We start from the raw sequence: 12,445 nt of genomic DNA on the forward strand, positions 1-12,445 counted from the left end.
TGGGCCCCGTTCCACCCACGAGGTGGAGCGGGGCCTTTCCCGTACCCGGATGGCGGCAAACGCAAAACGGTGCCCCGCTGGACAAAGCCGGCGGGGCACCGTTGCAGGGACGTCGCACTGGAGCTAGTCTGCGACGAGCTCCTCGTCCGTACGGGCCACGCGAGGCTGGGCCTCGGTGATGCGCGGCGGGATCAATGCGACGGCACCAGCCGCAATCACGCCGACGACGGCGAAGAAGATGAAGTTGAACTCGAAGCTGACCCCGGTGGCGGCGATCCAGCCGCCGATGATCGGCCCGGAGATCGCGCCGATGCGGGCGAAGGACAGCGCCCAACCGGTTGCAGTGCCGCGCTGTGCCGCCGGGTAGTAGTCGGCGATGTAGCCGGTCAGCACCAGCGACGTGGAGATCGACCCGATGCCGGCGAAAGCCACGAGGCACAGGTTCACGAACATGGAATTCGGGAACATCAGCAGCAGGATGCCGCCGGCGCCGAGCAGGTAGAACACCACCAGGATGATCTTTTGGCCGTACTTGTCGGCGAGATAGCCGAGGATCAGTCCGCCAACTGCGGAAGCCAGCGAGAAGACCAGCAGGAAGGTTAACGACGAGCCCAGGTCGTAGCCGGCCTTGCGCATGATCTGCGGGAGCCAGGTGTTCAGGCCGTAGACCAGGACCATGCCGCAGAACAGCGAGATCCAGAAGAACACGGTTGAACGCAGGTACTTGCCGGAGAACATCGCACCCATGACTTCGCGCCAAGGCACCTTCTTGCCAGGGGCCTTGGGTGCCTGCGGCTGGTAGTCGCGGACGTTGAGTTTTGCTGCCAAGGATTTCGCTTCGGCAATCCGCCCCTTGGACACCAGGTATTCGAGGGATTCGGGTAGCATCCAGGCGATGACCGGCAGGATGAGCACTGGCAGGGAACCGACGGCGATGACCCAGCGCCAGCCGAGCACCGGCAGCAGCGCCATGGCGACAAGGGCCGCGGCCACGATGCCCAGCGAATAGCCCGAGTACATGATGCCGTAGTTCAGCGAGCGCTTCTTCGGCGCCGAGTATTCAATGGTCAGAGCCGCGGCGACCGGGATGATGCCACCCATGCCCAGGCCGCCCAGTAGGCGGAAGAGCCCGAAAAGCTCCGGAGTCGGAGCGAGCGCCGCGCCGGCTTGGGTGATGGTGAAGATGACCATCGAGGCGAGCAGCATCTTCTTGCGCCCGATGACGTCGCTGAGCGTTCCGATGAACAGCGCGCCGATGAGCATGCCGACCAGCGCGTACGCACCCAGACCGCCAAGCTCAAGCGGGGTCAGCGACCATTCCTTGTATTCGGCCAGTGCCGGGAGCACCGCACCGAGCACGCCCACGTCGTAGCCTTCGGCCAGAATGGCCATCCAACAGGCGAACAGCACCAGGCCCGTGGTTCGTTTGGGAATGTTCCATTCCTCGACGTTCTTGACTGTCGCCATGTTGCTCCTCAATTACATGATGCGAAGGAAAACTGATTCCAAACATTATTGCGTTAACGTGACGAGCGTTACAATAGTTCGAGAGAAGATATTTTTGGAACCAGGGGAGTACGAAATGAGCGAAGCGGGACAGGCGCGGCGAATTGAAGACGTGATCGAAGACTGCCTTTCGGGGGCAGTGGCCGGTACGGCCAGCGAACGCATCATCGAGTGGGTGGACACCGATGCTGCAGGCCACCAGCACAACTCGGTCATCATGAGGTTCGTCGAAGCCGCGGAATCAAAGCTGTTCCGTGAACTTGAACTTCCTGAATACTTTCCCATCGCGCCACGCGTGCGCCAGGAAGTCGACTACAAGGCCAAGCTCTTTTTCGGGCAGCATGTCACGACTGTGCTGCGCATCGATCGACTGGGGGAGAAATCCCTGAGCTTTTCGTTCAAGGTTTTCGGCCATGAGCACGAAGGGCGGCCAATCGTTGAAGCCGCTTCGGGCAAGTTCGTCACCGCATGCGTCCCGCTGGGCGCGTTGTCTTCGGCTTCGTGGCCGGACAATGTCCGCCGCGCAATTATGGGTGGCTAATAAGGCCGGCGCTAATTGCCTTTTCCACGCAGCGTTGCCGAAGGCGAAACGCCGAACTGGTGCTTGTAGCTCTGCGCGAAGCGCCCCAAATGGGCGAACCCGCAGTCCTGGGCAATCTGCGAAACATTCGCCGACTGCGGGTCGGCCGCAATTAGCAGATCACGCGCCCGTTCCAGCCGCACCTTGCGCAGCTGGGCGGACGGCGTCGAATTCAGCTCCCGCGCCACGGCTACCTGCAAAGTCCTCGCCGCGACGCCCAGCGCCTCCGCCATATCCGAAACCGTGAGATCCTCCGCTGAATGGGCCCGCAACAGGGTGAGGAACTCCTGGACCAAACGCGAAGAATAACCGTTGGCAGTCGGGGCATTCCATTGCTCCATGCTCTGCGCGAGATTCGAGCGATTGGCCATAAGCCAGCGAGCCAGGACCAGCTCGTGCTGCAGCCTTCGCGCGTAATCGCTGTGCCTGCCGTTTTTCTCATTGTGCATGTCGTGCAGTTCAAAGATTGAACGCATGAATGCCTGCCCCTCGGCGCTGGAAAGATCCATGGACGGTGCCAGTCGCAGCGAGCCGTCGATCTGCGCCCCATAGAGGCTCTGCGCCGCGGATTCCAGCGCCGCGCGTGGCGCGGTCAGAATCACCTGCGGGGTATTTTTCTCCCAATTCATGGAGAACTCGGCATCAATCGGCGGCACCGAGGCGATCTGCGGCGTGGAAACCACCTGCTGGCGACCGATTTGGAGGTCCGCGCGCCCTGAGAGCGGAATCTGCACCATGTAGAAAGTCTTCAGAGCCTCGGGGCTGATTTTCACGGACGCGCCGTAATCCAGCAGGTGCAGGCCGATGCCGGCGCCAGTTGAACGCAGATTCATCTTCAGTGTGCCCTGGGAAGCGCCCTTCTGCAGCTTGTGCGGGCAGAAGAGTGTGCCAATTTTCTCCCGCGCCTCGTGCAGGTCCGCGGTGGCAAGGGTCGGCAGCTGATCCAGAACGCGAGTTGAAGCTGGGCTCGCAAGAGGCTGGCTGAGCATGACGGGCGCTCCTTCGGGTGTCCATGCGTACTTTGGATATCTGCTGCGTGCAGCGGATAGTACGCACCCCTGAGGCGAAGTAAGTTCTATCCAGAACACCAATTATGACATGCGTCACAGCATGGGAAAGTCGAGGGTGCAATGGAAGTACTGCAGGATCGCGTTGTTCTGGTGACCGGAGGTGCCACCAAGGTAGGCGTGGGAATTGTCCAGTGCCTGGCACGCTCCGGAGCGCACGTCATCGTTGTGGACATCGACGCCGAGGGCGGCGCCCAACTGACCGAGCAGATTCCGCAGGTCGAATTCCACACCCTGGACATCACCGACGACAGTGCCATCGGCTCGCTGATGGACTCCATCTCGCAGCGCTTTGGCAAGCTCGACGGACTGGTCAACCTGGCCTGCAGCTACCTCGACGAAGGCGCAAACTCGCCGCGCGCCGACTGGCTGACCGCATTGAACATCAACGTGGTCTCCGCCGTGGTGCTGGCCAACTCGGCACGGCCGCTGCTGGCAGCATCCGGCCATGGCGCCATCGTCAACTTCACCTCGATCTCCAGCTCCGTGGCGCAGACCGGCCGCTGGCTGTACCCGGCCAGCAAGGCGTCGCTGGTGCAGATCACCCGCTCCATGGCGGCTGACCTCGCCGCCGACGGCATTCGTGTGAACTCGGTCAGCCCGGGCTGGACCTGGTCCAAGATCATGGACACGCTCAGCGGCGGCAACCTTGAGAAGACCGACTCAGTGGCGGCCCCATTCCACATCCTGGGTCGAGTCGGTCGCCCCGAGGAAGTCGGCGAGGTCGTCGCATTCCTGCTCTCGGACAAGGCCTCTTTCGTGACCGGTGCCGACTGGGCCGCCGACGGCGGATACTCCGCCCTGGGCCCGGAACGCAATGAACCCGCCATCCCGCTGCTCGCCGCTGAATAGCCAGCCTGCCAAGCAACACCCGCACACCGCAAAACCCGAAGGATTGACGAACATGGATTCACGACACATCACCATCGTCGGCGCCGGACAGTCCGGCCTGCAGCTGGGCATCGGCCTGCTTGATGCCGGCTACCAGGTCACCCTGATTTCCAACCGCACCCCGGAACAGATCCGCGACGGCTCCATCGCCTCCAGCCAGTGCATGTTCGACCAGGCGCTGGGACACGAACGCGCCCTGGGCCTGGACCTCTGGCCGGATGCACCGGTTGTGGAAGGTATTTCCTTCACCATTGCCCCCACCGAAGCACCGGGTGTGAAGGCCATCAGCTGGGACCACCGGCTGGACGCCACGGCGCAGTCCATCGACCAGCGAGTCAAGTTCCCGGCCTTCATGGCCGAATTCGAGAAGCGCGGCGGCACCTTGGTCTTCGAGGACGCCGGTATCGCGGAACTGGAACGCTACGCGGAAAACAGCGACATGGTCCTGGTTGCCGCCGGCAAGGGCGAAATTGCCCAGCTGTTCACCCGCGACGACCAGCGCAGCCACTACGCGGCCCCGCAGCGCGCGCTGGCCTTAACTTACGTGAACGGCATGACCCCGCGCGAGGAATTCTCCGCCGTGAACTTCAACGTCATCCCGGGCGTCGGCGAATACTTCGTCTTCCCGGCGCTGACCACCACCGGGCCCTGCGAGATCATGGTCTTCGAAGGATTGCCCGGATCCGACATGGATTCCTGGAAGGGGCTGACCCCGGCGGAGCACCTGGAAAACTCGCTGCGCATCCTGCGCACCCACCTGCCATGGGAATACGAGCGCAGCGCCAACGTCGAACTCACCGATGCCAACGGCGTGCTGCAGGGACGCTTCCCGCCAACAGTCCGCCACCCGCTGGCCACCCTGCCCTCGGGCAAGACCGTGGTCGGCATGGCCGATGTAGTGGTGCTCAACGACCCGATCACCGGCCAGGGCTCGAACAACGCCTCCAAGTGCGCCGCCAGCTACCTGGCCTCGATCATCGGCCACGGGGACGCCGCATACGACGACTCCTTCAAGACCTCGATGTTCGAAGAGTACTGGAAGTACGCGCAGCACGTGGCCCGCTGGACCAACACCATGCTGGCCCCGCCGGCCGAGCACGCACTGAGCCTGTTCGCCGCAGCGCAGCAGAACCCCTCCATCGCCCAGCGCTTCGCCAACGGCTTCGACTACCCGCCGGACTTCGGCTCGTGGTTCCTGGACGCCCAGGGCGCCGCAGACTACCAGGCCTCGTTCAACACCGTGGCCTAGATCAGCCAAGGAGCAACATCATGCGAAAAATTGCAATCGTCGGAGCCGGCGAATCCGGCGCCCAGCTGGCCCTGGAACTGCAGCGGCTGGAACACGAAGTCACCCTGTTCTCCGACCGCTCCGCGGCCGAAATCCGCAGCGGAACGATCACCTCCAGCCAGTGCGTCTTCTCCTCCGCGCTGCGGGTCCAGCTGCCGCTGGAGATCCCCGGCGCAGACAGCACGTCGATAGGCATCACCGGGATGACCTTCAACATCAAGCCAGAAGAAGGCGAAGCCATCTCCTGGCATGGATCGCTGGAAAACCCGGCGATGTCCGTGGACCAGCGCGTGAAGTGCGCGCTCTGGATTGAGCAGTTCATCACCCGCGGAGGCGACTTCCGCATCGAGAAGCTCAACGTCAAGCGCCTGGATGAACTGGCCGCGCTCTACGACCTGGTGGTCGTCTGCACCGGCAAGGGCGAACTCGGGCAGATCTTCTCCACCGACAAGTCGCGCAGCCCCTACGACCGTCCGCAGCGCGCCGTCGCGGTGACCTACGTGAAGCCGGCCCAGAACAGCGGGCCGGAGAACACGAACGAAATCCGCATGAACATGCTCCCGGGCATCGGCGAATTCTTCACCTTCCCGGGGTTGAGCACCGAAGGCGCCTGCCAGATGATGGTCTTCGAGGGCATCCCGGGCGGGCCGATGGATTGCTGGGACACCGTCTCGGATGCCGACGGGCACTGGGAGACCTCCCTGTCCATCCTGCGCGAGCACTTCCAGGCTGAATACGAGCTGTTCAAGGACAGCAAGCTCAACGATCCCGGAGCCTGCCTGCGCGGGCGCATCACCCCGGTGGTGCGCCATGCGGTGGGCAGCCTGCCCGGCGGGCGCTCCGTGCTGGGCCTGGGCGACGCCATCATGCTCAATGACCCGGTGACCGGCCAGGGATCCAACAACGCGACCCTCGCGGCCGACCACTACGCCCGGGCGATCCACATCCACGGCGACGCGCCCTTCGACGAGGCATGGATGACGCGGACCTTCGACGAATACTGGCGCGGCTGGGGCCAGTTCTCCACGGTGTGGACCAACTCGATGCTGCGCAGCAAGGACGGATGGCAGCTGGAGGTGCTGGCCAAGGCCAGCGAGCACCAGGCGCTCGCCGACTCCTTCGCCAACGGCTTCGACGACCCGCGGACGCTGTTCCCCTGGTGGTTCGACCGCCAGGAAGCCTCGGGCTTCGTCGAGCGGATCGTCGCCGAGGAAGGCGCGGCCTTCGACCTGCGCGACTTCCGCACCACCCTGGGCCAGTTCGCCACCGGAGTGACAGTGGTGACCACCCGCACCCCGCAGGGCGCGAAGGTCGGCATGACCGCCAACTCCTTCACCTCGGTGTCGATGGATCCGCCGCTGGTGCTGTGGTGCCCGAGCAAATTCGCCCCGTCGCTGCCTGACTTCGAGGCGGCAACGCACTTCGCCATCAATGTGCTTGAATCCTCGCAGCACGTGCTCTCGCGCCAGTTCGCCACCCCCGCCGATGACAAGTTTGCCGGAGTGAGCATTTCCGAGGGCGTCGCCGGGCTGCCGTTGCTCGACGGTTCGGTGGCAACGTTCGAATGCCGGACAGTGGCTCGCCACGAGGCAGGGGATCACGTAATTTACGTGGGTGAGGTGGAGAAGTACTCTCGGGCCGACGGGGATCCGCTGGTATTCCACGCCGGGGCCTACCACAGCACCGAGCTTCATCCGGATTTCAAGTAGACCAAAGCGCCTGCGCCTTTTCGGCGCAGGCGCCTGGGCAACCAGAATTGCAACAGTAGGGGAGAAGATGCACAGCGACTACGTCATCATCGGTTCGGGAATCAATTCCCTGGTGGCCGCCGCGGAACTGGCAGGCGCCGGGGCCTCGGTCACGCTGCTGGAGCAGCACGAGAAGATCGGCGGATTCATCGATTCCGGGGAATTGACGTTGCCCGGATTCATCCACGATACGTATTCCTCCTGGCATCCGCTGTTCGTCTCAGGATCGGGTTATGCGGCCCTGGGCGAAGACCTCCACCGCCATGGCCTGCGCTACCGCAACACCGAGGACGTCGGCACACAGTGGGTGACCGCCAGTATCGGAACCGACGCCGAAGGCAGGCGGCTCACGTCGATGGCCACCCGCGACCCGAAGGCTACCGCGGACCTGTTCGAAAATGACGGCGACCGGCTGGCCTACCTGCAGATGATGGAGGAGTTCGGCGCCCAAGCGCCTGTGGTCTTCGGAGCCTTGAGCAGCGAGATGACCTGGCCGGCCCTGGCCAAGCTCGGATTCAAGGCGCTGCGCATGGGGGTGGGCAATGCGCAGAACCTGGTGAGGCAGGCGCTGATGAGCGGGCGCAACTACACCCGGAGCCGTTACGCAGGAACTGAAGCAGACCAGCTGTGGGCCCCGTGGCTGCTGCACGCCGGGTTGGGCCCGGAACAGGCCAGCGGCGGCATCATGCTCCCCGTGATGGCCGCCAGCATGCACCAGTTCGGGCTTCCGGTGGTTGAAGGCGGCGCCGGGAACTTCCTGAAGGCCTTCGAAGCGCTGCTGATCGAACGCGGAGTCGATATCCGCACCGGAACGAAGGCACAGCGCATCGGCGCTTTGAACGCCGGCGCCCGGAGCGTGTCCACCGACCAGGGCGAATTCGCCGCCGACATCGCGGTGCTGGCCTCCGTCTCGGTACCGGGGCTCTACGACGGGCTGCTCGAAGGCGAGGACACCTCAAAATCCTTCCCGCGCGAGACGAAATCCTATCTTCCCGGACGCGCCGCGATGCAGGTGCACCTGGCACTGGACGCGCCGGTTCCCTGGGTCGACCAGAGGCTTGCCACCACACCGCTGGTCCATCTGACCACCGGTTCGGATTCCACGGCCATTGCCTGCGCCCAAGCTGAAGCCGGGCTGCTACCAGCGGAGCCCACGGTTGTGGTGGGCCAACAATGCGTGCTGGACCCGAGTCGCGCGCCGGAGGGCAAGGCGACGCTGTGGATCCAACTGCAGGAACTCCCGTTCGCCCCACGCGGCGATGCCTCCGGCGAGCTGGAGACTTCCAACGGCTGGGACGAGGACCTGGTTGAGAAGTACATGGATCGAGTGCTGGATCGCATCGAGCAGTTCGCACCGGGATTCCGGGACCTCGTGCTGGCCCGCACGGCGATCAGCCCTGCGGCGCTCGCCGAAGCCAACCCCAACGCGGTGGCCGGGGATCCCTATGGGGGCTCGGCCGAGTTGTTCCAGAACCTGCTGTGGAGGCCGGTGCCCAGCGCCGGTCGGGGCCGGCAGCCGGCCAAGGGTGTCTGGCATATTGGCGCTGCAAGCCACCCCGGCCCGGGCCTGGGCGGCGGCTCCGGCCATCTGGCGGCGCAGCAGCTGATCCGCGCGGCCAAACGTGGCAGGAAATAGTTGGACTTTCAACCGCGAGTACTTCCCAGCGCGAATTTCCGCTGATAGATTATATTCATGCAAATGTTGTGACGCTCGTCACGATTATTCTATATGCAGTTCTTTCCCGTTCTTGGAGGCGTAATGACTCAGGTAAACCAGGTATTGGCATCATTGGCTACCGGCGCGGTAACCGTCCATGACCTCACCGCTCCACTGTCCAAAGACACCCCGACGTTGGTTCTGCCCGAGCCCTTCTCGAATCTGATCGACTTCAGCCTCGATGAGGTATCGGCCTACAACGAGCCCGGCCCGTTCTGGAAGCATCACAACATCCATACCGGCGAGCACATCGGGACCCACATCGATGCCCCGGTGCACTGGATCTCGGGGCGCGAGGGCAAGGACGTCTCCCAGATCGACCCGCAGCGCCTGGTCGGCCCGGCGGTGGTGCTGGACTTCAGTGCCGAGGCCGCGGCGGATCCGGACTACCTGATCAGCGTCGAGGACCTGAAGTCGTGGCAGAAGACCCATGGGGAGTTCCCGGCTAATGCCTGGCTGCTCTTCCGTACCGGCTGGGACCAGTATGGCGAGGACCGTGCGGCCTTCCTGAACCTGGATGAAAACGGTTCGCACACCCCGGGGTTCACAGCCGAGTGCGCCAAATACATCGCCGAGGAACTCGACGTCTCCGGAGTCGGCGTGGAGACCGTGGGCATTGATGCGGGCAACGCGGCACTGCTCGACCCGCCGTTCCCTATGCACTATTTCCTGCTGGGCAACGACAAGTACGGCATCACGTCGCTGAAGAACCTGGACAAGCTGCCGGCGTTCGGAGCGATGATCGTTGTCGCGCCGCTGCCGATCGTGGGCGGCACCGGTGCGCCGACGCGCGTGCTGGCACTGATGTAGTCACGCGCTCCGGAGGTCATCGCAAAGCGGATAGCGGATAGCGCCGAACGGATAGCTGGTGACGTACGTCACTTGCCATTATTGATCCAACAACGCAGAAGCGTTGGGACATCGATACTGCGAGGTAGCCATCATGACAACGTCGACAGCCCTGAAGGAACCCGACACCCAGGTTTCCGGGCAGGAACTCCGCGAGGCAATGCGCGTCTGGACCACCGGCACCACGATCGTGACCGCCCGCGAGCCGGGCGGTCAGCGGATCGGGCTGGTATCCAACTCGTTCACCTCGGTCTCGCTGAATCCGCCGCTGGTCTCCTGGTGCGTGGACAAGGGATCTTCGGCGATCGACGCATGGATGGCCGCCGAGGCGTTCTCGGTCCACATCCTGGCTGACGGCCAGGAACACTGGATCCGGAAGTTCGCCACCCGCGGAGCCGACAAATTCCAGGGTGTGGAAACAACCTCCAGCCTGCTCGGCACCCCGGTGCTGGAGATTCCGGGAACCCGGATGGACTGCCAGGTAGTCCAGCTCCACGAGGCGGGGGACCACTACATCCTGTTGGGCCAGGTCCACCGGATCGAAGCACGATGACCAGCAACCACAATTTCGGACAGGACAACACCATGACTCGACAGATTCTCGACCGCAAGGATTTCAAGCTCGGACTGTTCTCCTCGAACTGCTCCGGCGGTCTGGCAGTGACCAAGATCGACGAACGCTGGGGAGCCACCTGGGAAGAGAATCTGGCGATGGCCAAGGCCGCGGACCGGTTGGGCTTCGACTTCCTGCTTCCCATCGCCCGCTGGATCGGCTACAAGGGCGACACCAACTTCCACGGCAGCGTCCTGGACCCAATAGTCTGGGCCGCAGCGCTGATCAGCAGCACAGAGCGGATCAACGTCTTCTCCACCATCCACACCGCGTTCAACCACCCGATGGTCACCGCCAAGCAGATGGCGACCCTCGACCAGCTCGGCGGCGGCGGCCGCGCCGGATTGAACATCGTCGCCGGCTGGAACCAGCCGGAATACGAGGCCATGGGAACCCTCATGCCGCACGAGCACGATGACCGCTACAGCTTCGCCCAGGAATGGGCCGACGTCGTCCTGGCCGCCTGGCAGGAACCGGGAATCTTCAACATGGAGACCAAGCACTTCAAGCTGCGCGGGGCCGAATCCGAACCGAAGCCGCAGGGCAACAAGGTGCCGATCCTTAACGCCGGATCTTCGGGCCAGGGCCGGGCCTACGCCGCCAAGAACTCGGACTTCGTGTTCACCATCGTGCCTGACGTGGCCACCGGCGCCACGATCGCCGCGACCGTGAAGGAACAGGCCCGCACCGAATTCGACCGCGAGGTCGGCGTCTTCACCCTGGGTCACGTGGTCTGCCGCGACACCCGCGAAGAGGCCGAGGAATACCTAAAGTACTACGCCCGGGACAACGCCGACTGGGGCGCGGTGGACTACCTGATGGGCCTGCAGGGCCTGCATGCCCAGTCCTTCACCCCGGAAATGCTCGCCACCATGCGCGACCGCTTCGCCTCCGGCCACGGCTCGCTGCCGCTGGTGGGCACCCCGGAGGATGTCGCGGACCAGATCACCGCCTTGTACGAGGCGGGTTTCGAGGGCATGACGCTGGCATTCGTCGACTACGTGACCGAGCTTGAATACTTCGGGCAGAAGGTGCTTCCGATCCTGGAAGCCAGAGGTGTACGGTTGCCGCGTTAGGCGGCTAAGGACGGCAGGGCCCCGCAATGGTGCGGGGCCCATGCCCCGTGCTACAGGGAAAACTCGCTAAGGAGGATGATCATGACTGAGTTGTCGACGACCGGTCATTCGGCGGCAGGTGGGATGCTGACCCAGCACCCGGTCGCCCGGAGCACCGATCCGCGCATCATCCGCGATGCAGTTAACGAACTGACCCTCGACCAGCACGCCCTGCGCCTGAACAGCGGGGTGGCTTTGAACGGCTCCGTCAACGGCACCAGCCTGGGCCCGCTGTCCCTGGTCCACGTGGCCTATGGCGAAGAAGTCACCATCACCTCCCCGCCGACCGGTGAGCGCATCCTGGTTGTCTTCCCGCTCGGCCCGATGGCCGTCGAATCCAGTTCGCACCAGTGGAAATCCGTAGCCCCCTTCGCACTGAGCACCTCCCGGACCACGCTGATGATCCCGGACGCCGGACGCGGGGCGCTGATCGGCGGGATGGAATCGAAGGTCGCCGCGGAGTACTTCGCCCGCATCAGCGGCAGGAACCTGGCCGCCGGCATCAGCCTGGATTCGAGCACGCCCCTGCAGCTTGCCGCACCGAACCTGGTGGCCCACACCTGGATGGAATCCTGTCTGGCCCTGGGCGAGCTGGGTGTCGCCCCCGAAGCGCATATCGGACAGACCCTGCTGAACACGTTCATCTCGACCCTGCTGCTCGGATTGACCCCGCATCTGGACTGCTTTGAGCAGCCGCAGCAGGCGCCCAGCGGATATCCCGACTACCTGCAGGCGGCCAAGAATTTCATCGACGAGAATTTCGCGCACATCACGCGGATCTCGACGGTGGCCCAAACCGTCGGCATCAGCTCGCGGCAGCTGCAGCATGTCTTCACCCGGCACCTGGGCACCACGCCGGTCCAGTACCTGCGCGAGGTGCGCCTGCTGGCGGCCCACCAACTGCTGCTGGGAGCCAACCCGGCCCAGGGCGACAGCGTCAGCTCCATCGCCTCCAAGGTGGGCTTCGACCACCTCGGACGCTTCTCTGCCTACTACGGGCAGAAGTTCGGCTCCGCCCCTTCGCGGACCCTCGCCGCGGCCTGACATTTCGACCAGTTTGTAATTACCACT

The 12,445-nt window shown here is 64.0% G+C and carries 11 protein-coding genes; 9 read left to right on the forward strand and 2 right to left on the reverse strand.

The window, feature by feature from the left end; all coding sequences use genetic code 11:
• Positions 1–123: 123 nt before the first annotated feature.
• On the reverse strand, positions 124–1,467 hold the full coding sequence (locus tag IEY43_RS13745) for an MFS transporter (RefSeq protein WP_188949146.1): 1,344 nt from the start codon (positions 1,465–1,467) through the stop codon (positions 124–126).
• Between IEY43_RS13745 and IEY43_RS13750 the strand changes: the two genes are divergently transcribed.
• The gene (locus IEY43_RS13750; protein WP_229777413.1) at positions 1,466–2,047 is read left to right on the forward strand and encodes an acyl-CoA thioesterase; all 582 of its coding nucleotides are present in this window, start codon (positions 1,466–1,468) and stop codon (positions 2,045–2,047) included. The genes IEY43_RS13745 and IEY43_RS13750 overlap by 2 nt on opposite strands.
• Before the next feature lie 11 nt (positions 2,048–2,058).
• On the opposite strand, the gene IEY43_RS13755 is transcribed toward IEY43_RS13750, so the two are convergent.
• Positions 2,059–3,075: an AraC family transcriptional regulator gene (locus IEY43_RS13755; RefSeq protein ID WP_188949147.1), complete on the reverse strand. Its 1,017-nt coding sequence runs from the start codon at positions 3,073–3,075 to the stop codon at positions 2,059–2,061.
• Between the two features lie 141 nt (positions 3,076–3,216).
• On the opposite strand from IEY43_RS13755, the gene IEY43_RS13760 reads away from it, so the two are divergent.
• The 8 genes from IEY43_RS13760 to IEY43_RS13795 all read left to right on the forward strand — a co-directional run bounded on the left by IEY43_RS13760 (position 3,217) and on the right by IEY43_RS13795 (position 12,418).
• Entirely contained in the window at positions 3,217–4,005 is a 789-nt protein-coding gene (locus IEY43_RS13760; protein ID WP_188949148.1) for an SDR family oxidoreductase, read from the forward strand.
• Positions 4,006–4,057: 52 nt separating this feature from the next.
• Positions 4,058–5,293, forward strand: a complete 1,236-nt coding sequence (locus IEY43_RS13765) for a styrene monooxygenase/indole monooxygenase family protein (RefSeq protein ID WP_188949149.1) — start codon at positions 4,058–4,060, stop codon at positions 5,291–5,293.
• A 20-nt stretch (positions 5,294–5,313) separates the two neighbouring features.
• A complete protein-coding gene (locus IEY43_RS13770) occupies positions 5,314–7,041 on the forward strand; it encodes a flavin reductase (RefSeq protein WP_188949150.1) in 1,728 nt (575 codons plus the stop codon).
• A 67-nt stretch (positions 7,042–7,108) separates the two neighbouring features.
• Positions 7,109–8,716 (forward strand): phytoene desaturase family protein, encoded by a 1,608-nt coding sequence (locus tag IEY43_RS13775; RefSeq protein ID WP_188949151.1) that lies wholly within the window; start codon positions 7,109–7,111, stop codon positions 8,714–8,716.
• Positions 8,717–8,839: 123 nt separating this feature from the next.
• On the forward strand, positions 8,840–9,607 hold the full coding sequence (locus IEY43_RS13780) for a cyclase family protein (protein ID WP_188949152.1): 768 nt from the start codon (positions 8,840–8,842) through the stop codon (positions 9,605–9,607).
• A gap of 133 nt (positions 9,608–9,740) precedes the next feature.
• Positions 9,741–10,199, forward strand: coding sequence for a flavin reductase family protein (locus IEY43_RS13785; RefSeq protein ID WP_188949153.1), 459 nt, complete (start codon positions 9,741–9,743; stop codon positions 10,197–10,199).
• Between the two features lie 32 nt (positions 10,200–10,231).
• A complete protein-coding gene (locus IEY43_RS13790; protein ID WP_188949154.1) occupies positions 10,232–11,335 on the forward strand; it encodes an LLM class flavin-dependent oxidoreductase in 1,104 nt (367 codons plus the stop codon).
• 81 nt (positions 11,336–11,416) lie between these two features.
• Positions 11,417–12,418, forward strand: a complete 1,002-nt coding sequence (locus tag IEY43_RS13795) for a helix-turn-helix domain-containing protein (protein WP_188949155.1) — start codon at positions 11,417–11,419, stop codon at positions 12,416–12,418.
• Positions 12,419–12,445: the final 27 nt, after the last annotated feature.

The organism is Glutamicibacter protophormiae (genome assembly GCF_014647495.1).
In the GTDB taxonomy this organism is placed as follows: domain Bacteria; phylum Actinomycetota; class Actinomycetes; order Actinomycetales; family Micrococcaceae; genus Glutamicibacter; species Glutamicibacter protophormiae.